Source organism: Acidithiobacillus sulfurivorans, from assembly GCF_018853815.1.
Taxonomy (GTDB): Bacteria; Pseudomonadota; Gammaproteobacteria; order Acidithiobacillales; family Acidithiobacillaceae; genus Acidithiobacillus; species Acidithiobacillus sulfurivorans.
Window position 1 is genome coordinate 1 of sequence record NZ_JAAOMP010000123.1, and the last position, 23,171, is coordinate 23,171.

44 protein-coding genes are annotated in these 23,171 nt (G+C 51.6%); 39 read left to right on the plus strand and 5 right to left on the minus strand.

Annotated features, from left to right (window positions below):
• The first annotated feature begins 13 nt into the window (after positions 1 to 13).
• The 32 genes from HAP95_RS11070 to HAP95_RS11225 all read left to right on the plus strand — a co-directional run bounded on the left by HAP95_RS11070 (position 14) and on the right by HAP95_RS11225 (position 14,644).
• A complete protein-coding gene (locus tag HAP95_RS11070) occupies positions 14 to 94 on the plus strand; it encodes an EF-Tu C-terminal domain-related protein (RefSeq protein WP_215858375.1) in 81 nt (26 codons plus the stop codon).
• Positions 94 to 402 carry a 30S ribosomal protein S10 gene (gene rpsJ, locus HAP95_RS11075; RefSeq protein ID WP_012536086.1) on the plus strand — a complete coding sequence of 103 codons (309 nt, stop codon included), beginning with the start codon at positions 94 to 96 and terminating at the stop codon, positions 400 to 402. The genes HAP95_RS11070 and rpsJ overlap by 1 nt, the downstream gene beginning before the upstream one ends.
• Before the next feature lie 19 nt (positions 403 to 421).
• Positions 422 to 1,054 (plus strand): 50S ribosomal protein L3, encoded by a 633-nt coding sequence (gene rplC, locus HAP95_RS11080; protein WP_215884283.1) that lies wholly within the window; start codon positions 422 to 424, stop codon positions 1,052 to 1,054.
• 11 nt (positions 1,055 to 1,065) lie between these two features.
• Positions 1,066 to 1,683, plus strand: coding sequence for a 50S ribosomal protein L4 (rplD, locus tag HAP95_RS11085; RefSeq protein ID WP_215884284.1), 618 nt, complete (start codon positions 1,066 to 1,068; stop codon positions 1,681 to 1,683).
• A complete protein-coding gene (rplW, locus tag HAP95_RS11090; protein WP_010639703.1) occupies positions 1,680 to 1,973 on the plus strand; it encodes a 50S ribosomal protein L23 in 294 nt (97 codons plus the stop codon). Before rplD ends, rplW begins: the two co-directional genes overlap by 4 nt.
• Before the next feature lie 16 nt (positions 1,974 to 1,989).
• Positions 1,990 to 2,814: a 50S ribosomal protein L2 gene (rplB, locus tag HAP95_RS11095; protein ID WP_215884285.1), complete on the plus strand. Its 825-nt coding sequence runs from the start codon at positions 1,990 to 1,992 to the stop codon at positions 2,812 to 2,814.
• 18 nt (positions 2,815 to 2,832) lie between these two features.
• Positions 2,833 to 3,108 (plus strand): 30S ribosomal protein S19, encoded by a 276-nt coding sequence (rpsS, locus tag HAP95_RS11100; protein ID WP_010639699.1) that lies wholly within the window; start codon positions 2,833 to 2,835, stop codon positions 3,106 to 3,108.
• 11 nt (positions 3,109 to 3,119) lie between these two features.
• Positions 3,120 to 3,452, plus strand: a complete 333-nt coding sequence (rplV, locus tag HAP95_RS11105; protein WP_010639697.1) for a 50S ribosomal protein L22 — start codon at positions 3,120 to 3,122, stop codon at positions 3,450 to 3,452.
• Between the two features lie 11 nt (positions 3,453 to 3,463).
• Positions 3,464 to 4,126 (plus strand): 30S ribosomal protein S3, encoded by a 663-nt coding sequence (gene rpsC, locus HAP95_RS11110; RefSeq protein WP_215884286.1) that lies wholly within the window; start codon positions 3,464 to 3,466, stop codon positions 4,124 to 4,126.
• 12 nt (positions 4,127 to 4,138) lie between these two features.
• Positions 4,139 to 4,555: a 50S ribosomal protein L16 gene (rplP, locus tag HAP95_RS11115; protein ID WP_215884287.1), complete on the plus strand. Its 417-nt coding sequence runs from the start codon at positions 4,139 to 4,141 to the stop codon at positions 4,553 to 4,555.
• Positions 4,552 to 4,746, plus strand: a complete 195-nt coding sequence (gene rpmC / locus HAP95_RS11120) for a 50S ribosomal protein L29 (RefSeq protein WP_215884288.1) — start codon at positions 4,552 to 4,554, stop codon at positions 4,744 to 4,746. Before rplP ends, rpmC begins: the two co-directional genes overlap by 4 nt.
• Positions 4,746 to 5,021 (plus strand): 30S ribosomal protein S17, encoded by a 276-nt coding sequence (rpsQ, locus tag HAP95_RS11125; protein WP_010639691.1) that lies wholly within the window; start codon positions 4,746 to 4,748, stop codon positions 5,019 to 5,021. The genes rpmC and rpsQ overlap by 1 nt, the downstream gene beginning before the upstream one ends.
• A complete protein-coding gene (rplN, locus tag HAP95_RS11130; protein WP_010639690.1) occupies positions 5,018 to 5,386 on the plus strand; it encodes a 50S ribosomal protein L14 in 369 nt (122 codons plus the stop codon). The genes rpsQ and rplN overlap by 4 nt, the downstream gene beginning before the upstream one ends.
• Before the next feature lie 9 nt (positions 5,387 to 5,395).
• Entirely contained in the window at positions 5,396 to 5,716 is a 321-nt protein-coding gene (gene rplX / locus HAP95_RS11135; protein ID WP_215884289.1) for a 50S ribosomal protein L24, read from the plus strand.
• A gap of 14 nt (positions 5,717 to 5,730) precedes the next feature.
• A complete protein-coding gene (gene rplE, locus HAP95_RS11140; protein WP_010639686.1) occupies positions 5,731 to 6,273 on the plus strand; it encodes a 50S ribosomal protein L5 in 543 nt (180 codons plus the stop codon).
• A gap of 14 nt (positions 6,274 to 6,287) precedes the next feature.
• Positions 6,288 to 6,473 carry a type Z 30S ribosomal protein S14 gene (locus tag HAP95_RS11145; protein WP_010639684.1) on the plus strand — a complete coding sequence of 62 codons (186 nt, stop codon included), beginning with the start codon at positions 6,288 to 6,290 and terminating at the stop codon, positions 6,471 to 6,473.
• 9 nt (positions 6,474 to 6,482) lie between these two features.
• Positions 6,483 to 6,878: a 30S ribosomal protein S8 gene (gene rpsH, locus HAP95_RS11150; protein WP_010639682.1), complete on the plus strand. Its 396-nt coding sequence runs from the start codon at positions 6,483 to 6,485 to the stop codon at positions 6,876 to 6,878.
• A gap of 13 nt (positions 6,879 to 6,891) precedes the next feature.
• On the plus strand, positions 6,892 to 7,416 hold the full coding sequence (gene rplF, locus HAP95_RS11155; protein WP_215884290.1) for a 50S ribosomal protein L6: 525 nt from the start codon (positions 6,892 to 6,894) through the stop codon (positions 7,414 to 7,416).
• A gap of 18 nt (positions 7,417 to 7,434) precedes the next feature.
• Positions 7,435 to 7,788, plus strand: a complete 354-nt coding sequence (gene rplR, locus HAP95_RS11160; RefSeq protein WP_215884291.1) for a 50S ribosomal protein L18 — start codon at positions 7,435 to 7,437, stop codon at positions 7,786 to 7,788.
• A 14-nt stretch (positions 7,789 to 7,802) separates the two neighbouring features.
• Complete coding sequence (rpsE, locus tag HAP95_RS11165) at positions 7,803 to 8,333, plus strand: 30S ribosomal protein S5 (RefSeq protein ID WP_193649847.1); 531 nt, start codon at positions 7,803 to 7,805, stop codon at positions 8,331 to 8,333.
• Positions 8,326 to 8,511 carry a 50S ribosomal protein L30 gene (gene rpmD, locus HAP95_RS11170; RefSeq protein ID WP_142089591.1) on the plus strand — a complete coding sequence of 62 codons (186 nt, stop codon included), beginning with the start codon at positions 8,326 to 8,328 and terminating at the stop codon, positions 8,509 to 8,511. Before rpsE ends, rpmD begins: the two co-directional genes overlap by 8 nt.
• Positions 8,508 to 8,945, plus strand: coding sequence for a 50S ribosomal protein L15 (rplO, locus tag HAP95_RS11175; RefSeq protein ID WP_215884292.1), 438 nt, complete (start codon positions 8,508 to 8,510; stop codon positions 8,943 to 8,945). The genes rpmD and rplO overlap by 4 nt, the downstream gene beginning before the upstream one ends.
• Positions 8,945 to 10,276: a preprotein translocase subunit SecY gene (gene secY, locus HAP95_RS11180; protein WP_193649849.1), complete on the plus strand. Its 1,332-nt coding sequence runs from the start codon at positions 8,945 to 8,947 to the stop codon at positions 10,274 to 10,276. Before rplO ends, secY begins: the two co-directional genes overlap by 1 nt.
• Positions 10,273 to 10,935, plus strand: coding sequence for an adenylate kinase (locus HAP95_RS11185; RefSeq protein WP_215884293.1), 663 nt, complete (start codon positions 10,273 to 10,275; stop codon positions 10,933 to 10,935). Before secY ends, HAP95_RS11185 begins: the two co-directional genes overlap by 4 nt.
• Positions 10,936 to 11,154 carry a translation initiation factor IF-1 gene (infA, locus tag HAP95_RS11190; RefSeq protein ID WP_010639668.1) on the plus strand — a complete coding sequence of 73 codons (219 nt, stop codon included), beginning with the start codon at positions 10,936 to 10,938 and terminating at the stop codon, positions 11,152 to 11,154. It begins immediately after the preceding gene.
• Positions 11,155 to 11,163: 9 nt separating this feature from the next.
• Entirely contained in the window at positions 11,164 to 11,277 is a 114-nt protein-coding gene (gene rpmJ, locus HAP95_RS11195; protein WP_009568281.1) for a 50S ribosomal protein L36, read from the plus strand.
• A gap of 59 nt (positions 11,278 to 11,336) precedes the next feature.
• A complete protein-coding gene (gene rpsM / locus HAP95_RS11200; RefSeq protein WP_010639657.1) occupies positions 11,337 to 11,693 on the plus strand; it encodes a 30S ribosomal protein S13 in 357 nt (118 codons plus the stop codon).
• 17 nt (positions 11,694 to 11,710) lie between these two features.
• Complete coding sequence (gene rpsK / locus HAP95_RS11205; RefSeq protein ID WP_010639656.1) at positions 11,711 to 12,106, plus strand: 30S ribosomal protein S11; 396 nt, start codon at positions 11,711 to 11,713, stop codon at positions 12,104 to 12,106.
• 20 nt (positions 12,107 to 12,126) lie between these two features.
• Positions 12,127 to 12,753 carry a 30S ribosomal protein S4 gene (rpsD, locus tag HAP95_RS11210; RefSeq protein WP_215884294.1) on the plus strand — a complete coding sequence of 209 codons (627 nt, stop codon included), beginning with the start codon at positions 12,127 to 12,129 and terminating at the stop codon, positions 12,751 to 12,753.
• Between the two features lie 22 nt (positions 12,754 to 12,775).
• Complete coding sequence (locus HAP95_RS11215; RefSeq protein WP_215884295.1) at positions 12,776 to 13,792, plus strand: DNA-directed RNA polymerase subunit alpha; 1,017 nt, start codon at positions 12,776 to 12,778, stop codon at positions 13,790 to 13,792.
• 29 nt (positions 13,793 to 13,821) lie between these two features.
• A complete protein-coding gene (rplQ, locus tag HAP95_RS11220; protein ID WP_193649853.1) occupies positions 13,822 to 14,193 on the plus strand; it encodes a 50S ribosomal protein L17 in 372 nt (123 codons plus the stop codon).
• A 169-nt stretch (positions 14,194 to 14,362) separates the two neighbouring features.
• The gene (locus HAP95_RS11225) at positions 14,363 to 14,644 is read left to right on the plus strand and encodes a high-potential iron-sulfur protein (RefSeq protein WP_215884296.1); all 282 of its coding nucleotides are present in this window, start codon (positions 14,363 to 14,365) and stop codon (positions 14,642 to 14,644) included.
• Between the two features lie 9 nt (positions 14,645 to 14,653).
• Here the strand turns inward: HAP95_RS11225 and dut are convergent, their stop codons facing one another.
• Positions 14,654 to 15,106: a dUTP diphosphatase gene (gene dut / locus HAP95_RS11230; RefSeq protein ID WP_215884297.1), complete on the minus strand. Its 453-nt coding sequence runs from the start codon at positions 15,104 to 15,106 to the stop codon at positions 14,654 to 14,656.
• Positions 15,099 to 16,349, minus strand: coding sequence for a bifunctional phosphopantothenoylcysteine decarboxylase/phosphopantothenate--cysteine ligase CoaBC (gene coaBC, locus HAP95_RS11235; RefSeq protein WP_215884298.1), 1,251 nt, complete (start codon positions 16,347 to 16,349; stop codon positions 15,099 to 15,101). Before coaBC ends, dut begins: the two co-directional genes overlap by 8 nt.
• Before the next feature lie 32 nt (positions 16,350 to 16,381).
• Between coaBC and radC the strand changes: the two genes are divergently transcribed.
• The 7 genes from radC to HAP95_RS11270 all read left to right on the plus strand — a co-directional run bounded on the left by radC (position 16,382) and on the right by HAP95_RS11270 (position 20,143).
• Positions 16,382 to 17,056, plus strand: a complete 675-nt coding sequence (gene radC, locus HAP95_RS11240; RefSeq protein ID WP_215884299.1) for a RadC family protein — start codon at positions 16,382 to 16,384, stop codon at positions 17,054 to 17,056.
• The gene (locus HAP95_RS11245; protein ID WP_226832735.1) at positions 17,050 to 17,421 is read left to right on the plus strand and encodes a diacylglycerol kinase; all 372 of its coding nucleotides are present in this window, start codon (positions 17,050 to 17,052) and stop codon (positions 17,419 to 17,421) included. The genes radC and HAP95_RS11245 overlap by 7 nt, the downstream gene beginning before the upstream one ends.
• A gap of 122 nt (positions 17,422 to 17,543) precedes the next feature.
• Complete coding sequence (locus tag HAP95_RS11250) at positions 17,544 to 17,897, plus strand: hypothetical protein (protein WP_215884300.1); 354 nt, start codon at positions 17,544 to 17,546, stop codon at positions 17,895 to 17,897.
• A 26-nt stretch (positions 17,898 to 17,923) separates the two neighbouring features.
• Entirely contained in the window at positions 17,924 to 18,286 is a 363-nt protein-coding gene (locus tag HAP95_RS11255) for a YtxH domain-containing protein (RefSeq protein WP_215884301.1), read from the plus strand.
• A 107-nt stretch (positions 18,287 to 18,393) separates the two neighbouring features.
• Positions 18,394 to 18,771, plus strand: a complete 378-nt coding sequence (locus HAP95_RS11260) for a DsrE family protein (RefSeq protein ID WP_010641460.1) — start codon at positions 18,394 to 18,396, stop codon at positions 18,769 to 18,771.
• On the plus strand, positions 18,728 to 19,327 hold the full coding sequence (locus tag HAP95_RS11265) for a hypoxanthine-guanine phosphoribosyltransferase (RefSeq protein WP_226832736.1): 600 nt from the start codon (positions 18,728 to 18,730) through the stop codon (positions 19,325 to 19,327). Before HAP95_RS11260 ends, HAP95_RS11265 begins: the two co-directional genes overlap by 44 nt.
• Positions 19,328 to 20,143 (plus strand): S-methyl-5'-thioinosine phosphorylase, encoded by an 816-nt coding sequence (locus tag HAP95_RS11270; protein ID WP_215884302.1) that lies wholly within the window; start codon positions 19,328 to 19,330, stop codon positions 20,141 to 20,143. It abuts the gene before it with no gap.
• Between the two features lie 48 nt (positions 20,144 to 20,191).
• On the opposite strand, the gene gorA is transcribed toward HAP95_RS11270, so the two are convergent.
• From gorA to serB, 3 genes are all read right to left on the minus strand, one after another.
• Entirely contained in the window at positions 20,192 to 21,541 is a 1,350-nt protein-coding gene (gene gorA / locus HAP95_RS11275; protein WP_215884303.1) for a glutathione-disulfide reductase, read from the minus strand.
• 253 nt (positions 21,542 to 21,794) lie between these two features.
• Complete coding sequence (locus HAP95_RS11280) at positions 21,795 to 22,535, minus strand: glutathione peroxidase (protein WP_215884304.1); 741 nt, start codon at positions 22,533 to 22,535, stop codon at positions 21,795 to 21,797.
• Between the two features lie 136 nt (positions 22,536 to 22,671).
• Positions 22,672 to 23,171: phosphoserine phosphatase SerB (gene serB, locus HAP95_RS11285; protein WP_215884305.1), on the minus strand; the 500-nt coding region annotated here is incomplete at its 5' end.

Here is a 23,171-nt window from a genome sequence, read left to right on the forward strand (position 1 = left end):
TGCCCCGATTGCGATGGAAGAAGGTTTGCGCTTTGCGGTGCGTGAAGGCGGCCGTACGGTGGGTGCCGGCGTCGTTTCCAAGGTGGTCGAATAATGGACAGTTCAAAAATTCGTATTCGCTTGAAATCTTACGATTACCGCATGTTGGATATTTCTGCAGCAGAAATCGTTGAAACAGCGCGGCGGACCGGGGCACGGGTATGTGGTCCTATTCCACTGCCCACCAAGATCGAGCGCTTCACGGTGTTGCGTTCACCGCATGTGGACAAGAACGCCCGGGATCAGTTTGAACAGCGGACTCATAAGCGTTTGCTGGATATTCTCGATCCCAATGATAAAACCGTAGATGCGCTGATCAAGCTGGATCTTGCAGCGGGTGTCGACGTCGAGATCAAGCTGTAATTTTAGAAAGGACAAGAAAATGGTAATGGGTCTGATCGGACGGAAAGTAGGTATGACGCGCATCATCTCCGATGATGGACGGGTTTTGCCGGTAACCGTCATTCATGTGGCACCGAACAAGGTGACCCAGATTAAAGATATCGCCACTGATGGTTACTGTGCCGTTCAGGTAGCCTGCGGTGAACGACGTCCCCAAAGGGTAACGTCTGCACTGGCAGGACACTTCCGTAAAAGTGGTGTAGTCCCCGGTCGCTTGTTGAGAGAGTTCCGGGTTGATGATACCGGAGCATACAGCAGCGGTAGTGAGATTGGTCTTGATGTGTTTACTGCTGGTCAAAAAGTCGATGTAACTGGTACCAGTAAAGGTAAAGGTTTTGCTGGGGCCATCAAGCGCCATAATTTCCGTAGTAACCGCGCCAGTCACGGTAACTCACGGGCGCATAATGCACCGGGCTCCATTGGTTGCCGGCAGACCCCCGGGCGGGTATTCAAGGGCAAGAAGATGGCCGGTCATTTAGGTGATGAACAGGTTACCATGCTGAACCTCGAATTGGTGCGCATTGATGAAGCTCGGCATTTGCTGATGATCAAAGGTGCTGTACCTGGTGCTCGCGATGGTGATGTCATCGTGCGTCATGCAGTGCGCGGTTAGGAGAGATAAATATGCAAGTCCAAAGTCTGGAAATTGCCAGCGGCAAAAACAGCCCGGTTGAAATTGCCGACGGTGTTTTTGACGTTCCCTACAACGAAGCGCTGTTGCACCAGGTGGTTGTGGCGCAAAAGGCTGGTATGCGGGCTGCCACTGCGCACCAGAAGAATCGTTCTGCCGTGCGCGGTGGTGGACGTAAACCCTGGAAGCAAAAGGGTACCGGTCGTGCGCGCGCTGGTACAACGCGCAGCCCAATCTGGCGCGGTGGTGGTCGGGTATTCCCTGCTGGTGGTGAAAACTATCATCAAAAGGTCAATAAAAAGATGTGGGCAGGTGCCATGCGTACGGTCTTGGCGGAGTTGTTGCGCCAGGGGCGGTTGCAGATTATTCAGCAGGAAGATTTTTCCGAAGCACGCAGTAAGAATGCGCGTGATTGGATTGATCAGGCCGGTGGTACGGATTTTCTCCTGGTCATGGGAGAAGTGCCAGTCAATTTATTCTTAAGCTTGCGCAATTTCCCGAGAATCGGTATTGCCGGCTGGCAGGATATAGGTCCTGCAGATCTTCTCCAATATGGCCGTGTGCTGATGGATCAGGACGCAGTCATGAAATTAGGTGAGGTGTACGGATGAACGCAGAACGTAAATATCTGGTCCTTTTGGCCCCGGTCATCAGTGAAAAAAGCACCATGGTGCAGCAGCAGTCGAACCAGTTTGTATTCAAAGTGGCGCGCGACTCTACCAAGCTTGAAATTAAGTCAGCTGTTGAGAAACTATTTGAAGTTCAGGTGTTGTCTGTTCAAACCTGCAATTACATGGGCAAGGAAAAGCGTATGGGACGGCACGTTGGCCGCCGCTCTTCCTGGAAAAAGGCTTATGTACGTCTGGCCGAAGGCAACAGCATTGACTACGGCGTGGCCTGAGGAAAGGATCTAAAAAATGGCATTGATTAAAACCAAACCCACCTCTGCAGGTCGACGTTTTGTCGTTAAAAGCGTAGATACGCGCCTGCATAAAGGGGACCCGTATCCGACGTTGGTGGAATCCCAGTCACATAGTGGCGGCCGTAATAATCATGGCCGAATCACCCGTCGTCACCAAGGTGGTGGGCACAAGTCACACTACCGGCTTATTGATTTTAAGCGCAATAAGTTTGACGTTCCTGGTAAAGTGGAACGTCTGGAATACGATCCCAATCGTTCGGCGCATATTGCGCTCGTTTGTTATGTTGACGGAGAACGTCGTTACATTCTGGCCACCAAAGGTATGAATGTCGGTGACCCCATTCTTTCTGCTGATCAAACGCCCATCAAGCCCGGGAACTGTATGCCTCTGCGCGGTATCCCGGTAGGTTCGGTGGTGCACAATATTGAAATGCGTCCGGGCAAGGGTGGGCAGATTGCCCGTTCGGCAGGTGCATCAGCTCAGCTCATGGCGCGTGACGGGGAATATGCTCAATTACGTTTGCGCTCTGGCGAAGTGCGTCGAATTCATGTATCCTGCCGCGCTACCATTGGTGAGGTCGGTAATGAAGAACACGGATCTCAGCAGTTGGGTAAGGCTGGTGCCACACGTTGGCGTGGAGTTCGTCCAACCGTACGTGGTGTGGTAATGAACCCGGTAGATCACCCCCACGGTGGTGGTGAAGGTCGCACTTCCGGTGGTCGGCACCCGGTTTCACCTTGGGGGCAACCGACCAAGGGGTATCGTACCCGTAAAAACAAGCGTACAAGCAATATGATTGTACGACGTCGTTCGCGTTAGTGGTTAAGGGGATTTGACGTGCCACGTTCCATTAAAAAAGGTCCGTTCATTGATGAACATCTGGACCGTAAAGTACAAAGTGCACAGGCGAGTAGTAGCCGGCGCCCGATCAAAACATGGTCGCGTCGTTCCACTATTACCCCTGATTTCATCGGTTTGACCATCAGTGTACATAATGGTCGTCAGCACATTCCTGTAGTGGTCAACGAAAATATGGTCGGCCACAAGCTCGGTGAATTTGCACTGACACGGACCTTCAAAGGTCACGTGGCTGACAAAAAAGCCAAGCGATAAAGGGGAATCAGATGAAATCATCAGCAGTACTTAAAGGACTTCAGATGTCTCCCCAGAAAGCGCGACTGGTTGCTGATCTGGTGCGCGGCAAACCGGTAGACAAGGCTTTGGAGATTTTGCAGTTTACCAACAAGAAAGCAGCATTGCCCATTCGTAAATGTCTCGAATCAGCAATTGCTAATGCAGAAAACAATGAAGGTGCCGATGTGGACGCCCTTTTCGTCGAACAGATTCTGATTGACGGTGGTGCGGTACTGAAGCGCTTTGCGGCCCGGGCAAAAGGTCGGGGCTCACGGATCCTGAAACGGACCAGCCATATCACGATTGTGGTCGCAGAGAGTTAACTGAGGAAGCTATGGGACAAAAAACCAATCCAGTCGGACTGCGTCTGGGAATCATTAAGAATTGGAACTCCCGTTGGTACGGGAAGGGCGATTTCCAGGAAAAACTGCTGGAAGATATAAAAATCCGCCAGTTCATTCGCGAGCGACTTTCCGGTGGAGCTGTTTCCGATATTATTATCGAACGTCCTGCAAAGAGTGCGCGGATCACGGTACATACTGCGCGACCTGGTATCGTAATCGGTAAAAAGGGTGAAGATATCGAAAAGTTGCGTCATGATGTGCAGAAGCGCATGGGCGTTCCGGTTCATATTAATGTCGAAGAAATTCGTAAGCCCGAGCTCGATGCGCAACTGGTTGCTGAAAGTGTTGCCCAACAGTTGGAACGTCGAATCATGTTCCGACGGGCGATGAAAAGAGCCGTTACCAATGCCATGCGTTTCGGAGCGCTGGGTATGCGCATTAATTGTGCCGGTCGTTTGGGTGGGGCAGAAATTGCTCGTACTGAATGGTATCGGGAAGGGCGGGTACCTTTGCACACTCTACGTGCCGATATTGATTACGGTTTCGCTGAGGCGAAAACCACCTACGGTATTATTGGCGTCAAGGTATGGATTTTTAAGGGCGAAATTCTGGAATGGAGCACGGTACAAAATACCGGTGCTCACCAGAAGTAACGGGAGCTTCAGATGCTGCAGCCTAAACGTACGAAGTTTCGTAAACAACACAAGGGACGTAATCGCGGCATAGCGACGCGTGGGAGTAAGGTAAGCTTTGGCGAATTTGGTCTTAAAGCCGTTGGCCGGGGAAGAATTACTGCACGTCAGTTAGAAGCTGCGCGACGTGCCATTAGCCGTCATGTAAAACGTGGCGGTCGGATCTGGATCCGTATTTTCCCCGACAAGCCCATCAGTAAAAAGCCGGCAGAAGTCCGTATGGGTAAAGGTAAGGGTAATCCTGAATATTGGGTAGCACTGATCCAGCCTGGTAAAGTCCTTTATGAAATGGAAGGTGTCAGTGAGGAAGTGGCCCGCGAAGCTTTTGCTCTGGGTGCGGCCAAACTTCCAATGCAGACCGTATTTGTAAGTCGGCGGGTGATGGGATGAAAGCGCAAGAAACACAAAAACTGGATCTGGCTGGCTGCCAGACTGAACTCATGCAATTGCTGGAAGAGCAGTTCAAATTACGCATGCAGCATGCTACTGGTCAGCTCGCTAAGACCACCCGTTTGCGTACAGTGCGCAGAGATATTGCCCGTGTGCGTACAGCGATTAGTGCCAAGAAGGGAGTGCAGTGATGAGTGAAGTAAAAAACCCCCGTAGTCTCGTTGGCACTGTTGTTAGCGACCGTATGGATAAAACCATTGTGGTTTTGGTCGAAAGACGTATCCAGCATCCGCTTTACAAAAAATATATTCGTCGTTCCAAAAAGTTTCATGCGCACGACGCTGATAATGCCTGCCACATTGGTGACACGGTAAAAATTGAAGAATGTCGGCCCTTGTCTAAAACCAAAAGCTGGCGTCTGGTGAATGTGCTCAGCCAGGGTGTTGTCGAAGGAGATAACGCATGATTCAGATGCAGACTAGATTAAGCGTAGCGGACAACAGTGGTGCGCGGGAAGTGATGTGCATCAAGGTTCTCGGCGGCTCGCACAGGCGTTATGCGGACATTGGCGATGTCATTAAGGTCAGCATCAAGGATGCGGTCCCTCGTGGGAAGGTCAAAAAGGGCGATGTTTACAATGCTCTGGTGGTCCGTACTCGCAAAGGTGTTCGTCGTGAGGACGGTTCCTTGATCCGCTTTGATACCAATGCAGCGGTGTTGCTTAACAATCAGTTGCAGCCTATCGGTACGCGTATTTTTGGACCGGTAACCCGTGAATTGCGCGGGGCTAATTTCATGAAAATAATTTCGTTAGCGCCAGAAGTGCTGTAGGGGATGACCATGTTGAAGTTGCGTAAGGATGATGAAGTCGTGATTTTGGCCGGTAAGGATAAAGGTAAGCGCGGTAAGGTGCTGAAAGTCCTTCGTAACGATTCACGGGTGCTGGTGGAAAAGGTGAACATGATCAAGCGTCACGTTCGACCCGACCGTATGGGCAAGCCTGGCGGCATTGTCGAAAAAGAAGCACCACTTCATATTTCCAATGTGGCTATTTTCAATGCTACTGCGGGAACTGCAGACAGAGTTGGTTATAAAACGCTGGAAGGCGAACGTAAGGTTCGGGTTTTCAAAAGCAGCGGCGAAGTTATCAGCGGCCGTTAAGGGTAAAATATAAAATGGAAGCACGTTTACATACTTTGTACAAAAGCGCCATCGCCCCCAAGCTGATGCAGGATTTCGGTTATCAAAGCGTGATGGAAGTACCCAAGATTCTCAAAATCACCTTGAATATGGGTGTGGGTGAAGCGGTAGGTGACAAGAAGATTCTTGAAGCAGCCGTTGGTGACATGACTAAAATTGCAGGTCAGAAGCCAGTGGTTACCCGTGCCCGTAAATCGGTTGCTGCTTTTAAAATTCGGGATGGTTATCCAATTGGTTGCATGGTGACTTTACGTGGTCTGGTGATGTATGAGTTTCTCGATCGCCTGGTAACGGTAGCTATTCCCCGTATTCGCGATTTCCGTGGTCTGTCACCAAAATCTTTTGACGGCCGTGGAAACTACACCTTGGGTGTGAAAGAACAAATCATATTCCCTGAAATTGAATATGATAAAATTGATCGTTTGCGCGGGTTGGACGTGGTGTTCACTACCACCGCCAAGAATGATGAAGAGGGCCTTGGGCTGTTAAAAGCCTTCAAGATGCCCTTCCGGCCTTGAAGGGAGTTTGACGCGTGGCAAAAAAATCATTGATAGCAAAGTCCGAAAGGACCCCAAAGTTTAAGGTGCGTGCGTACCACCGTTGCAAATTGTGCGGACGTTCACGTGGTTACTATCGGAAATTTGGCTTGTGTCGTTTGTGCCTGCGTAAGCATGCCTCGGCGGGTTCAATTCCCGGTATTGTCAAAGCGAGCTGGTGAGGAAACACGATGAGCGTAACGGATCCTATTGCTGATATGCTTACGCGCATTCGAAATGCGCAACAAGTAAATAAAGCGAAAGTCTTAATGCCTGCTTCAAAACTGAAACGCGCCATTGCTCGCGTTCTGGTTGAAGAAGGTTATATTACCGATTTCCGGGAAGAAACTCAGGATGGTCATCCGGTTCTGAACCTGACTCTTAAGTATTATGCTGGAGCTGGGGTTATTGCCGAAATCCGTCGTGTAAGTCGACCGGGTGTGCGTATTTATCGGGGTGCTGATGATCTTCCCAAGGTTCGGGATGGATTTGGCATTGCCATCATTTCCACTTCGCAGGGAATCATGACTGATCGTGCGGCACGTACTGCCGGGATTGGTGGTGAAGTACTCTGCGTAGTCTCTTAAAGGGAGATTCAGTATGTCTCGAGTAGGGAAACAGCCTGTTACTCTTCCTAAAGGTGTGGAAGTTCATGTGGCTGATAAGCATTTGCATGTGAAAGGCCCCAAAGGTCAGATGTCCACGCCGTTTCACTCCAGTGTGACGCTGCAAGTGGACGATGGTGTCGCTACTTTAGCCTGGGCTGAAGGGCAAAATGCTTTTGCCGGCACAATGCGCGCCTTGTTAAATAATATGGTGCATGGTGTCTCGGTAGGCTTTGAGCAGAAACTCGAAATTATCGGTGTGGGTTATCGTGCGCAAGCGAAAGGCAAAACCCTGAGCTTGAGTCTGGGATTTTCACATCCTGTAGATTATCCGGTGCCTGACGATATTACGATTGAAACTCCGACCCAGACAGAAATCGTGATCAAGGGTATTGATAAGCAGAAAATTGGGCAAATTGCCGCAGACATTCGTGCGTATCGTCCTCCTGAGCCTTACAAGGGTAAAGGTGTGCGGTATGCAGGTGAAAATGTCCGTCGTAAAGAAGCCAAGAAGAAATAATGGTTGAGGCAGGTAATCATGAATAAAAATACATCCAGACTCCGTCGTGCACGTAAAACCCGTGCCCGGATTGCATCTCAGGCCAAACCAAGACTATGCGTCTTTCGTTCTGGAAAGCACATCTATGCACAGGTCATTGACGATTCCAAGGGGGTCGTCATTGCCCAGGCATCCAGTGTGGAAGGTGAGTTGCGTGCAGCCATGCCGCGTGGTGCCGATGTGGCGGCTGCAGTGACCATCGGTCAGCGGGTTGCCGCCAAAGCATTGGCTGCTGGTGTGAAGGAAGTTGCCTTTGACCGAAGCGGTTATCGTTATCATGGTCGGGTGCGAGCCCTGGCCGACGCCGCCCGTGAGGGCGGGTTGTCGTTCTGACGGAGATCTGAAAAATGGCAAGGGAAAATCGTGATGCTCAGCCCAGCGATGGTATGCAGGAAAAGCTGATTCATATCAATCGTGTATCTAAGGTGGTCAAGGGCGGTCGGCAATTTGGTTTTGCGGCACTGATGGTCGTCGGTGATGGTGATGGTAAGGTCGGCTTTGGTCGTGGTAAAGCCAAGGAGGTTCCTGCGGGAATCCAGAAAGCCACAGACCAGGCTCGTCGTTGGATGACGCAAATCCCATTGATGCGTGGTGGCACAATTCCTTACCCGGTTGAGGGTCGTCATGGTGCTGCTCGCGTCATGTTGCGTCCTGCCCCAGAAGGTAGTGGGGTTATTGCTGGTGGTGCCATGCGCGCTGTCTGTGAGGCAGTAGGATTGCGCAACGTGGTGGCTAAGTCCCTAGGTTCCAATAATCCTATCAATGTGGTCCGCGCAACTTTTGATGCGTTCAACAAACTTTCCAGCCCCCAGGCCATCGCCATGAAGCGTGGCAAAAGCCTGAAGGAAATTCGTGGTGAGGGAGGTCATGATGAGTAAACAGTTACGCATCACTCTGGTCAAAAGTTTAATTGGTGTGACTGAGAAACATCGCCGTGTTGTTGTCGGCCTTGGTTTGCGCCGCACCAACCATACCGTTGAACGTCCTGATACGCCAGAAATTCGTGGCATGGTCAATAAAGTGCCTTACCTATTGCGCTGGGAAGAGTTGTCATGAAATTAAATACGATAGCGCCTGCAGAGGGCGCCAAGAAAGATCGACGTCGTGTCGGACGTGGCATTGGAAGTGGCCTCGGTAAAACCGCAGGTCGTGGTCACAAGGGCCAACATGCGCGCTCAGGTGGTTACCACAAGGTTGGTTTTGAGGGCGGTCAGATGCCCTTGCAACGCCGTATTCCTAAAAGAGGATTTCGGAATAACTTTGGTGCCCGTACTTGCGAGGTGACCTTGTCGCAGCTGGAAAATGCGGCGATTGATGGTGTGGTAGACATGGAAGGACTACTGTTGCGGCGCATTGTTCGGGGCCGTCCGGATGTGGTTAAGGTTATTATGACGGGCGAATTAAGCCAAGCCATTACCGTGCGTGGATTGCGAGTCAGTGCGGGAGCCAAGACTGCGATTGAAAGTGCTGGCGGAAAGGTCGAAGAATAATGGCCGGGTTGCGTAACATTGCGGGTGCCGCACAGGGTGCTGGTAAGATCAATGAATTACGCAACCGCATTTTGTTTTTGCTGGGTGCCTTGTTGGTTTTTCGTATTGGTGCGCATATTCCGGTGCCGGGTATTGACCCTGCCGCTATGGCTTCTTTTTTCAATGAGCAGCGCGGCACAATTCTCGGCATGTTCAACATGTTCTCCGGTGGTGCTCTGTCGCGCTTGACGGTTTTTGCATTGGGTATCATGCCCTATATCAGTGCTTCCATTATTTTCCAATTGGCCGGTTCTGTTTTCCCAAAGCTGGAAGAACTAAAAAAAGAGGGCGAGTCAGGTCGAAGAAAAATCACCGAATACACGCGTTATGCGACGGTTGGACTTGCACTCATGCAGGGACTGGGTATTGCAGTTGCTATTGAAAAAATGCACGCCGGTCATGTTCCGGTAGTGATTGACCCAGGTCCTTTGTTTTTGTTTACCACGACTATTTCCCTGGCCTGTGGTACCGTTTTCCTCATGTGGATTGGTGAGCAAATCACCGAGCGCGGCATTGGCAATGGCATATCGCTGATCATTTTCGCGGGGATTGTCGCTGGACTTCCTGATGCTATCGGGACCACCTTTGAATTGATGCAAACCGGGCAATTCCAGCCGCTGTTTGTGGTTGCGTTATTTGTTCTGGCCCTTCTGGTTACTGCGTTTGTAGTGTTTATGGAAAGCGCCCAAAGACGTGTTCCTATTCAATATGCCAAGCGCCAGGTTGGACGCAAAATTTATGGCGGACAAAGTACGCACATGCCCCTCAAGGTGAATATGAGTGGCGTTATTCCACCGATTTTTGCCACCAGCATTTTATTGTTGCCAGCTACGCTTTCGGGGTGGTTTGCCAATGTTCCAGGTATGGAATGGTTGGCGCGCTTCGGTCAGGCCTTGAGTCCGGGTTCTGCGCTTTATGTCGTCGTATTTACGACGGCGATTGTGTTCTTTGCCTTCTTCTATACAGCAATGGTATTCAATCCGAGAGATACGGCCGATAACCTCAAAAAATCCGGTGCATTTGTGCCCGGGATCAGGCCTGGTGAACATACTGCCCGTTACATGGACAGGATTTTAACCCGTCTGACCCTTTGGGGAGCCATTTACCTGACACTGGTATGCTTGTTGCCGGAATTTCTCATTGTTCAGTACAACGTGCCTTTCTATCTGGGTGGCACCAGTCTGCTGATTGTGGTTGTAGTGATGATGGATCTTATGGGTCAGATTCAAAGCCATCTGCTCACGCATCAATATGAAGGGTTGATTCGTAAGAATCCCCTGAGCGGACGTTGAGTTTGGCCAGACACCTCATATTTTTGGGTGCCCCCGGAGCCGGTAAGGGTACACAGGCTCAGCGCCTGGCTCAATATTTAGGCTTGCCTCATGTTTCTACCGGTGATATGCTCCGCGCCTCTGTTCAGTCTGGTAGTGATATTGGACGTCGTGCTGCTGCAGTGATGGATTCTGGAGCATTGGTGAGCGACGACATTATCATTGGTATTGTTGCAGAGCGTTTGAGGTTGGAAGATGCGGCTGCCGGAGTGATATTCGACGGCTTTCCGCGCACAGTACATCAAGCGAATGCGCTAGACCAACTATTGCAGGATGCCGGTGGAGATGTATCTGCTGTACTGCATATTGCGCTGGATGATGAGGAAATTGTAGAGCGACTTTCAGGGCGGCGTGTCTGTTCTGGTTGTGGTGCCATTTATCATGAACGTTATCATCCTTCATTGGTCAGTTCTGTATGTGATCTATGTGGGGGCAGTCTGGTCCAGCGTGAAGATGACCATCCGGATGTGATCAGAAAGCGCCTGGCCGTTTATCAGGCGGAAACAGCTCCTTTGATCGCTTATTATCACGATCGGCCAGCCTACCATCTGATTGATGGTCATGGTGAGGCGGATGAAGTGTTTGCCAGAATCGTGGAAGCGGTGAGGGAAAAAGATTAGATGTCTAAAGAAGATACTCTGGAAATGCAGGGCGAAGTGATTGAAAACCTGCCGAGTGCAACTTTTAAGGTGCGTCTCGAAAATGGGTATGTAGTGAATGCACATATATCCGGTAAAATGCGTATGCATTATATCCGTATTTTGCCAGGAGATAAGGTGACTGTAGAAATGACGCCCTATGATTTAACCAAGGGTCGCATTATATATCGTGCCAAATAGGGGGTTGTAATGAAAGTTCGGGCGTCAGTAAAAAAGCTCTGTCGTAATTGCAAGATAGTCCGTCGTAACGGTGTAGTGCGGGTCATTTGTGTGGAACCCCGTCACAAACAACGTCAAGGTTAAGGCGACTAAATTTATCAGTCTGTGGGGTCGACCCACTTAGTCTTTTGGAGGAATTGCGGATGGCCCGCATCGCTGGTGTTAATATTCCAAACAACAAGCAAATAGAAATTGCTTTGACGTATATTTATGGTATCGGCAGAACTCGTTCGCAGAGTATTTTGTCTGCAGCTGATATTGCTTTTGATATGCGCGTCAAGGACATCAGCGAACCCGAGCTGGAACGCATTCGGGCTGAGGTCGCCAAGTTTCTGGTGGAAGGTGATCTCCGTCGTGAGGTAACCATGAACATCAAACGATTGATGGATCTTGGTTGTTATCGCGGTATTCGGCATCGTCGTGGACTTCCTGTTCACGGCCAGCGTACCAAGACGAACGCACGGACACGTAAGGGTCCTGCCAAATCGATCACTCGTTAACTAGGAAGATTCCAGTAATGGCGAAAACTCAGACAAACTCCCGTGTGCGGAAGAAAGTAAAGAAAAACGTACTTGATGGAGTAGCGCATATATATGCGTCTTTCAATAACACCATCATTACCATCAGTGACCGTCAGGGAAATGTCCTGACTTGGGCCAGTTCTGGTGGCTCCGGTTTTCGTGGGTCGCGCAAAAGCACCCCTTTTGCCGCTCAGGTGGCAGCGGAAAATGCAGGTAAAAAAGCTCAGGAATATGGTGTCAAAAATCTGGATGTAGAAGTGCGCGGCCCTGGGCCCGGTCGGGAAAGTACCGTTCGTGCGCTGCATTCCATCGGCTTCCGCATTGCGAGTATTCGCGACGTCACGCCGATTCCCCATAACGGCTGCCGTCCGCCTAAAAAGCGGCGTGTTTAATTTTTAGGTGGAGGTAGTTAGTGGCTAAATATACGGGTCCCAGTTGTCGTTTGTGCCGTCGTGAAGGCGGCAAGCTCTTTCTGAAAGGTGAGAAATGCTTTTCCGACAAATGTCCAGTAAGCATTCGTGCCTATGCGCCAGGCCAGCATGGTCAGCGTCGTGGTAGAGTCAGCGAATACGGCGGTCAGCTGCGTGAAAAGCAGAAAATTCGGCGCATTTATGGTGTTCTAGAAGGTCAGTTCCGACGTTATTTCGAGCGGGCCAGTCAGACCCGGGGTGTAACCGGTGAGACGCTGCTGCGTCTGCTCGAGCTGCGCCTGGACAATGTTGCGTACCGACTTGGATTTGGATCTTCGCGTGCGGAAGCGCGCCAGGTTGTTCGCCATGGTCATATTCTGGTTAATGGTCGGCGCGTGGATATTCCATCCTATCAGGTCCGTGCCGGCGATGTGGTGAGTGTGGCTGAATCTGCCCGTCAACATGTACGGATTGTAGCTGCGGTTGAAGCTGCTAGTGGTCGCGGGTTCCCTGAATGGGTGAGCATGGATGCCACCACACTCAGTGCAACAATTAAAGCCGTACCGGCGCGTGAAGATATCGCACCGGATTTGAACGAACAGGTCGTCGTGGAGTTGTACTCTAAGTAAGACCGGGGGTTGAGGAACGCTTATGACTGATGTAGGTGATTTGTTACGTCCGCAGGGCGTAGAAGTTGAAGAAATTTCCGCACGTCGTGCGCGCCTGTCTTTGGGCCCTCTGGAGCGTGGCTTTGGTCACACCTTGGGCAGTGGTTTGCGGCGTATTCTGCTCTCTTCGCTGAAGGGAGCGGCAGTGACCGAGGTGGAGATTGAGGGTGTTCTGCACGAATATTCCAGCATCGAAGGGGTGCAGGAAGATGTCGTAGATATCCTCCTCAATTTGAAAATGCTTGCGGTTCGCTCCCAGGGACACAGTGATGTGATGGTTACATTGCGTAAGCGTGGCCCGGGTTTGATGACTGGTGCAGATATTGTTTCTGAGCATGGTATTGAAGTGGCCAATCCTGATCAGGTCATTGCTACTTTGACCCGGGATGTAGAACTGGTCATGCATCTGCGAATTGACGATGGTCGCGGCTATGATGCTGCGGCTACCCGGCGTCAGAATCATGAGAAACGCATTGGTGTGATGGCGTTGGATGCTAGTTTCAGTCCGGTTTTGAAAGTCAGTTATCAGGTCGAAAGTGCCCGTGTAGAACAGCGTACTGATCTGGATCGCTTGGTCCTGGATGTGGAAACCAACGGCGTAGTTGATCCGGTTTGGGCGGTTCAGGAGGCCTCACGGATTCTGCGTAGCCAGTTGGGCGTTTTGGCTGGTGCTGAAAACCAGCAGGAGCCTGAAGTTTCACAGGTTCAAAACGGCCAGGATCTGATGCCCTTGCTGATACGTCCGGTGGACGACCTTGAGCTGACGGTTCGTTCTGCCAATTGTCTCAAAGCAGAAGATATTTTTTACATTGGTGATCTGGTTCAAAAATCCGAACAGGAACTATTGAAAGCTCCTAATCTCGGCAAAAAATCACTCACTGAAATCAAGGAAGTGCTGGTGGCCCATGGCCTCAGTCTGGGTATGCGTGTTGAAAACTGGCCGCCGGAGAACCTGCCGCCCATTTCCGGGCGCGGCGCAGACGTTGATGTTAACGGCTAATGTTCAGAATTTGGTAGAGGGAATGGGTTATGCGTCATCGCAAAAGTGGTAAGCAACTAAATAGAAATAGCAGCCATCGGCAGGCCATGTTTGCCAACATGATGGTGTCCTTGTTTCATCATGAGCGTATTGTCACAACGCTTCCAAAGGCCAAAGAGCTACGTCGCTTTGCCGAACCGATGATAACCTTGGCGAAGGATGCCACGGTTGCCAAACGTCGCCTGGCTTTTTCGCGCTTGCGTGATCGTCAGGCCGTGGTCAAGCTTTTTGATGATCTCGGCCCACATTATGCTGCGCGTCCAGGTGGTTATTTGCGTATTGTGAAATATGGCTTCCGAGCTGGTGACAATGCACCTCTGGCTATTGTTGAGTTGGTCGACCGTCAGGCTGCCACCGCCTGATATCGCTCTACAAGGTTTTTTAAACCCAAATCGGCCCATGATGAAAATCGGGGCCGTTTTTTTGTGCCTTTTTTCAAGCTCCGTGCTACACATTCAACATGACTATGTACTATAGTAGTTTGGTATCGTTGTGCTTGTTCTTCGATACCCAAGCTAATAGGAGAAGTGTATGAAGAAGTTGACCCGTCGTGAATGGTTCCGGTCGAGTGGTAAGGTGGTTTTGGTGGCCGCAGTGGCACCGGCAATGCTGTCCAATATTGCGGAGGCAGCAACCAGTAAAGCCAGTCAGGCCTCAGTGCAGTATGTTACCCACCCCAACGGCAAGGAAATGTGCAGCAATTGCAAATTTTTTATCGCAGGAGCCAAGCCCAACGAAGATGGGGCCTGCAAGGTAGTGTCCGGTAAAATTAGTCCCCATGGGTATTGCGCTGTATATATGCCGAAAAAATAGATCACTGAATTATTGCTGTCCGGTACTGCCAAATCCGGCACTACCCCTCTCTGTGGCAGCAAACTCATCCACCACCAGAATTTCGGGACGAATAACGGGTACCAGAACCATCTGCGCGACCCGTTCTCCCGGTTCAATGATAATTTCTTCTCGACTGCGGTTCCATAGAGACATTTTTATGGGTCCCTGGTAATCCGCATCAATGAGGCCTGTCAGATTTCCCAATACCAGTCCCTTATGTCCAAGACCGGAGCGGGGTAACAGGAGTGCGGTGATTCCGGGATCAGCGATATGCATGGCAAAGCCTGCTGATACTAACTCCACGGTGTTTGCCGACAGATGCAGGGGCTCATCCAGGCAGGCGCGTAAATCCATTCCGGCGGCGTCAGCGCTGGCATAATGGGGTAAAGGCCATTGTTTACCAATGCGCGGGTCGAGGATGCGAATTTGCAATTTAGTCACGGGAATGCTGAGCCTCGCTGGCGAAGTGGATTTTGCTGATGTGACGGATGAGTGTTCTTGCCATATCAATTTTACGGCAAGCTGGAATTTCTATTTGCGTTTTATCGTGGAGTAGGGTGCAGGCATTGATTTCACTGCCCATTCCAGTCGTGCTGCTGCTGATGTCGTTGACAATGATGGTATCGGCCCCCTTGCGAGATGCCTTGGCGCGTGCTGAATCTAAATGATCCCGGGTTTCTGCGGCAAAGGCGACAATGACGCGTGGACGTTGGGGATGACGATGGATGCTGGACACGATATCTGGATTCAGCGTTAACGCAATCTGATCAGCTACCGCTGATTTGGGCGTTTTATGTGGGCTTTGCAGAGTGGGCCGATGGTCCGCAACTGCCGCATTGGCGATCAATAAATCCGTGGGTGTTTCCAGGCTATGCAGGCAGGCCTCCAGCATTTCCTGAGCCGATGTGACATCTTCACGCAGCACCCCCGGCGGTGTTTGTTCATGACTGGGGCCGCTGATGAGTCGTACCTGCGCACCGGCTTCGGCACAAGCCTGAGCCAGGGCAAATCCTTGTTTACCGCTTGCCCGGTTGGTTAGTCCCCGGGCTGGATCCATGCTTTCCCAGGTGGGGCCTGCTGTAATCAGTATTTGCTTTCCAGAAAGCGTTTTGCCGGCCAGGGCCAGACGTAGTTGGGCAACTATCTGCTCTGGTTCCAGCATTCGTCCCGCGCCTTCTTCGCCACAAGCTAAAACCCCGGCATCAGGGCCCAGAAATTGGGTGCCAAATTCAAGCAGTCGCTGGACATGCCCTTGGGTGGCAGGATGTGACCACATACTGGCGTTCATGGCCGGAGCAAGAAAAATGGGTGCGCGCGTGACCAGCAGCAGGGTACTGAGTAGATCATCGGCAAGACCCAGGGAAAAGCGGGCAAGACTATTTGCCGTCACCGGCGCCACAATAATGGCATCCGGCCAGCGCGCCAGGCGAATATGATCCATTGCGGCTTCTTCCTCGGCGGCAAATAAATCCTGGCGTACCGGCTGACCACTCAGGGCTTGTAAAGTGATGGGGGTAACAAACTGCTTGGCACCTTGAGTCATGACGACGCGGACTTCGGCACCCAGGCGCAGCAAATGGCGGACTATTTCCGGACTTTTATAGGCAGCAATGCTGCCACATATCCCCAGCAGAATTCGTTTGCCAGCCAGGGGCTCGGTCGTGTTGAATAGGGTTTCTATCATGATATTCCCAGTTTAAGGGAAGGAGGGAGCAAATGGCTATTACTGATTGGCCGGTGGACGAGCGGCCGCGAGAAAGATTATTACAGAAAGGGGCTCAAAGTTTGTCTGATGCCGAGCTTTTGGCAATTTTCCTGCGGATTGGTGTGAAAGGCAAAAGTGCAGTGGATGTGTCTCGCGAATTACTGCAAAGTTTTGGTGGGTTGCGGGCCTTGCTGACCGCTACCCGGGATCAGTTTTGTGCGCATCATGGTATGGGTGATGCGAAATATGCTTTACTGCAGGCGGTATTGGAGATGGGGCGACGGCATCTGGCAGAAGATTGGCAGCGGGGTAGTTGTCTGGATTCCCCACAACGCGTTCGCCAGTATTTGTCGGCCAGTCTGCGCGATCGCGGCCGGGAAATATTCGCTGTCATTTTTCTGGATCATCGCCATCGGGTTTTAAAGCTCGAAGAAATGTTTTTGGGGACTATAGATGCTGCGACAGTCCATATTCGCGAAGTGGTGAAGCGCGCGCTGGAGCTGAATGCTTCCGCCTTGATTGTGGCGCATAACCATCCTTCCGGCGTGGCTGAGCCGAGCTCTGCTGATCTCGCACTGACCCGGCGTCTGGAAAGTGCTATGCAGTTACTGGAGTTGCGTTTGCTCGATCATTTTATTGTCGGTGAAGGTGAACCCTTGTCTTTGCGTGAGCAGGGGGGATGGTGAATAAAAATAAACCCATCTGGCAGCGCGCTCTATATGCTCTGCGCGGGCTGAGGATTGCCGCGCGGGAAGAAGCCAGTTTTCGCGCAGAATTGTGGGCGGTGGTGGCAGCCGGGGTGTTTTTGATTTGGGCACAGGTCTCTTTATGGTGGTGGGGCTTGGCTTTGCTGCTGATGGCCATGCTGTTGGCTACCGAGTTATTGAATAGTGCAGTAGAGTCGCTGGCGGATCTGGTCAGTCCCGAATTTCATCCCCTGGTTGCTCGCGCCAAGGATTGTGGGGCGGCAGCCGTTTTTGTTTTGAGCAGCGTCGGTGTTGCTTTGCTGTTACTGATTTTGTGGCAGCATTTCCATGGTGGGGGTGGATAAAATGGGTGTTATTTTACCCGGTGCGCTGTTACTGCCTATAATGGTTATATATGCGGGTTGCTGCGGGGCTTATGGAAGCCACAGGCTGGCTGCCGGAAAATTTCAAAACGTAGGGAGGAATAATGGGTATTAACGCAGGCATTACCGTTATTGCCGTTGTCTTGATCATTATTTTGCTGATCATTGCGGTGACTGCGGGCGTATTTATTCGGACCTTTTTGCGTTTGGAAAGATTGCTGGCCCGTGCTGAACAGGATGTTGGCCCCCTGATTTTTGAGCTGAAGTCGGCCTTGGTAGATTTCAAGAAAATGACCCAGGTGGGGCGGGCGCAAATGAATCGGGTGGATTCCACCATGAAATATCTCAGTCGGGAAATCATGGAAACCACCGAAACCCTGGTACAGCCTGTACAGGAACTCGGTATGTGGTATCGGGCTTTGCGAACAGGCTGGCGCTATTTTTCACGAAAACGTTAAAGCCGGAAACGGCGAGGAGAAAAGCCATGAGAAACGCAGAAGGTTTTGTAGTGGGGATTCTGGTAGGTGCAGTAGGCGCTTTGTTGCTGGCACCAGCCAGCGGTGCGGAAACCCGCCAGGAATTGCGTAAGGCGATGGACAAGGGTAGAGAGCGTTTTTACAACCTCGAATCTTTGGCGGAAGAACGCATTGCGGTGTTGATTGATGAAATTCAGGAAAAAACCGCTCGATTGATGGATGCTGGCGGAGATATGATGGAATCCAAACGTGAGGATTTGCTGGAGGCTATCCAGGTAGCCAAACGGGCTCTGGCCGACGAGCGGGACATCCTTACCAGAAGTACACGTGCCCGCCGGGGAGTGCTGTTGGAAGAAGAAGAGAACATCTGATCTCAGTGTTCAACACGTGACTTTTTATGGTGTAATCAATCATTTCATGGTGCGGTTGCAGGTCGGGACGGCTATGATGTGCAGACCGAATTCTTAAGGAGATACAGATGGCTGATAAATTGTTGATGGTTATGGTAAACACCGACCCTTCCAACCCCCAGGAACTGGGCGCGCCTTTCTTTCAGGCTACCGTTGCTGCCGCAATGGATTTTGACGTGGAAGTGGTGTTGACCGCCCGTGCCGGTGAGTTGGCCAAAAAAGGCGTGGCGGAAAAAATGTTCGTGATGCCTGGCAGTCCCAAAAGCGTCTACGATTTCATCAAGGATGCCCATGAGGCTGGCGTAAAGTTTTTTGTCTGCACCCCGACTCTGGAATTATGGGACTGCACCAAGGAAGATTTGATTCCTGAAGTATCTGACGTGGTCGGTGGCGCTTATGTGATTGAGCAGGCCATGGACGACGACGTGGTCACCTTTACGTATTGATGCCAAGATGACACCTACCCATCTGGGGCCCGCTGAACATCTGTTCAGCGCGGAAGAGGTGGAAGCGGCCATCCAAAGGATGGCCGTTGCCATTAATAAGGATCTTGAACATCTGACACCACATCGCCCAGTGGTGCTGCTTTGTGTATTGACTGGCGCCATTGTCGTGGTGGGCCAGCTCATGCCGCATTTGCATTTTCCCATGACGCTGGATTGTGTACAGGTCAGTCGCTACGGTTCAGAAATCAGTGGTGGCGAGTTGCAATGGCGTACGCGTCCCAAGGAGTCTCTCTCAGGGGCTGTTGTGCTCCTGGTGGATGATATTCTGGATGAAGGTATTACGCTCAAATCCATTCAGGATTATTGCATGGCAGAAGGTGCTGTGGCGGTGCATACGGCGGTGATGGTGCGCAAGATGCGGCCACGATCTGTTGATCTGCAGGTGGATTATGTCGGTCTGGAGGTTCCGGATCAGTTCGTGTTTGGCTATGGTCTGGATGCCCGAGGCCTGGGTCGTAATGCCCCAGGAATTTTTTTCCTCCCGGAGGATCACTGAATGGGTGTGGTCGGCATTATTGGTGGAAGTGGTTTGACGCGACTCAATAATCTGCAGATCCACAATCGTCGGGTGGTGAGAACGCCATTTGGTGAGGCTTCGGGTCCCCTGACTTTTGGTGATCTGGGCGGGCAGGAAGTGGTTTTCCTGGCTCGGCACGGATACGGGCACACCATTCCCCCGCACCGGGTGAATTATCGTGCCAATATCTGGGCCTTGCACCATGTGGGCGTGACCCATGTGCTTGCCGTGGCGGCAGTGGGTGGTATCAGTGCAGCCCTGCAATCCGGGGTGATTTGTGTTCCGGACCAATTGATTGACTACACCAGCGGAAGGCCTGGCACTTTCTTTGAAGGTGGCGAAAGCATGGTGGTCCATATTGATTTTTCCGAGCCCTACTGCGGACGTATTCGTGAACGTCTTTTAGAGGGGGCTAAAGTCTCTGGAGTGGGGGTAGTAGATGGGGCTACCTATGCGGCTACCCAAGGTCCCCGTCTGGAAACCATTGCGGAAATTCGGCGTATCGAAAAAGATGGCGGGGATATTGTGGGCATGACCGGAGCACCGGAAGCGGTCCTGGCCCGGGAGATCGGTCTTTGTTACGCACCACTATCGTTGGTGGTCAATCCGGCCGCTGGCAAATCCAGCGAGCCCATCACCATGGAGGCCATTGACGCCGTCATGCATGAGGGCATGGAAAGAGTCCGGGCGATTCTGGCGAGTACGGTGCCTTTGCTGGCTGATTGCCCACAATGCGATTGTGGCGTTTCAGTAGGCCCGGAAGCACTTAAACATTTGCACAGTCGGCGCAAGTAACAAGCGGCCAAAGTAGCAGATCGCCAATCGGATCTGCTTTTTGGGCTTTCAGCGTAAAGTGACCAACTCTTCCGAGCTGGTGGGATGAATGGCGATGGTATCGTCAAAATCCTTCTTGCTGGCGCCCATGCGTAAAGCTACTGCAAAACCCTGCAACATTTCGTCGACGCCATCGCCAATGGCATGCAAACCGACAATTTTTTCTTCCCGTCCTACGGTCACCAGTTTCATGGCGGTTTTTTCAGGGTCTTCGGAAAATGCCCGCAACATGGGGGTAAAACGGGTTTGATAAACCTTGACGGCTTCATCCCCGTAAGTTTCCCGCGCGGCCGTTTCGCTGAGGCCTACTGTGGCGATGGGGGGATGGCTAAAGACCACCGTCGGCACGAGCGTGGCATCCAGGTGGCGTTCGGACTGCTGGTTAAATAAACGATCCGCCAGTCTTCTCCCGGCAGCAATAGCCACCGGGGTCAGGGCGGGAGCGCTGGTCACGTCGCCCAGCGCATAAATGCCGGGAACAGCGGTGTTTTGGAAAGCATCCACGGGAATAAAGCCTTGCGCGTCTTTGGTAATGCCCGCATTTTCCAGCCCCAGTTCTGCACTGTTTGGACGTCTGCCAATGGCCCAAATGACGGCATCCAGTCCGCCCAGGCAGTCTCCATCCTGAAAGTGCAGGCATAAACCGTCAGGGCGTTTTTCCAGCTCACGCACCTGACGCTGGGCCAGCAAATTGATGCCCTGATGGAGCATGGCATCCATCAGATGTTCACGGAGCATTGGCTCGAAGTCATTCAGAAAATGCTTGCGTCGCATGAGCAGTGATACATCACTGCCCAAAGCATGCAAAACGCCAGCCAGTTCCACGGCAATATAACCGGCTCCGACAATGGCGACACAGCGCGGGGCGTGTTCCAACTCAAAAAAACCATCCGAACTGATACCCATCTCGGCCCCTGGAATATCCGGCCAGGTGGGTTGACCACCGGTAGCGATGAGGATGTGCGGGGCATGCAGAATTTTACCATCTACTTCCACCTGATTTTCGCCATGAAAACAGGCATGTCCGCGAATCAAGGTGACGCCGTTACCATCCAGTCCCTGTGCATAGCGGCCATTGAGGCGATGAATATACGCGTCTCTTTTGGCCTTGAGCCGTTCCCAATGAAAACGGGAGGCGACTGCATCAAAACCATAGTCTTCTGCCATCCGCATTTGTTCGGCCAGGTGAGCGGCATTCCAGAAGATTTTTTTAGGCACACAACCGACATTGACGCAGGTACCTCCCAGTGGTCCTGCTGCGATCAGTGCGGTTTTGGCCCCATAGCTGGCTGCCCGGTTGGCCGTGGCAATGCCGCCACTGCCGCCGCCAATGACGATTAAATCATAATCCTGGTTCACGCTGATTTCTCCTTGTTTTACTGCGTTTATTCCGGCTTTCTGGATGTTAACCCGACAGCTGGTGGGGAAGCTTTGCCGCGACTTTGGCCCGCGCCGTGGTTGTTCTTGGTGAAATCTTGCGCCCGTCAGGAGAGCTGTTTGAGCCCAAAGGGCGAGTTCTCTCCTGACAGCAGGATGAGCCTTAGAACAACAGGCAAGGGACGTTGGAGCAAAAAGCTTCCCCACCAGCTGTCGGGTTCAGATTAATACAAATTTATTTACCTAAAAACTTCTCCAGATCATCTGCACCACCAATATGGCGTCCGCCAATAAACACCTGGGGTACCGTCGAGCGGCCACTGACTGCACGAATACTGCGCGAGCTGATGCCCGTACCCATGCCGGTATGGATTTCCTCGAAAACCATATTGCGTTCTTTTAACAGGGCTTTGGCCCGGGCGCAGTGCGGACAACCTTCACGCGTAAATACGGTAACAAACTCCGGATCCTTGGCCTCGGCATTGATGTAATGCAACATGGTATCTGCGTCGGAAACTTCAAAGGGATCACCGGGCTTGTCCGGCTCGATAAACATTTTGGTAATGACGCCATCCTTGACCAGCATGGAGTAGCGCCAGGAACGCTTACCGAATCCCAAATCGCTTTTATCCACCAGCATACCCATACCCTGTGTAAAATCACCATTTCCATCGGGGATCAAACGGATATTTTCTACGCCTAGTTCCTTGGCCCAGGCATCCATCACAAAAGCATCGTTCACTGAAAGGCAGATAATTTCATCCACACCGTTTTCCCGAAAAGTCGGGGCCAATTCGTTGTAACGAGGCAGATGGCTGGATGAACAGGTCGGGGTATAAGCACCGGGTAATGAAAATACCACGACAGTTCTGCCCTTGAAGAGATTGTCACTGCTCATATCCCGCCATTGGTTATCGACGCGGGTGCGAAAAGTGGCTTGTGGAACCGATTTACCTTCCATACTGGTAAGCTTCATAACGATCTCCTTGTGCGGTTGTGGAAACAATGCATCACGATGTGTTCTGCACTATGAACAATAATAGAATAAGTCTAAACACGATGCAACAATAATTTGCTGAATCTTTCCCAGCAGCAAAGCTATGGATTAACCACTACCAGCCAAGAAAATGGGCTGCCGTATCCAGTCCGCCATAGCGAATCTGAAAATCGGCCTGGGCACGGACAACCGCTTTGGCATGATAGGCAATACCTACACCTGCCTTGCGTAACATCGGCAGATCATTGGCGCCATCGCCAATGGCAATGCAGTGACTGGCATCGGTTCCGGCACTGATGGCCAGCAAATCGAGAATGTCAGCCTTGGCGTTGGCATCGACAATATCACCCAAAACCTGCCCGGTGATTTTACCATCGACAATCTCCAGGGTATTGGCAAAGGCATAATCCAGATCCAGCATTTCCTGGAGATTGCGGGTAAACTGGGTGAATCCACCGGAAACCACACCGGTTTCCAGACCCTGCGCCTTGGCCGCCTGGATGAGTTCCCTGGCTCCTGGACTGAGTTGCAGGCGTTCGCGAATGATGGCGTCGATGGTGCTGGCGGGTGTTCCCTGAAGCAAGCGCACGCGCTCGCGCAGGGAGGTCTGAAAGT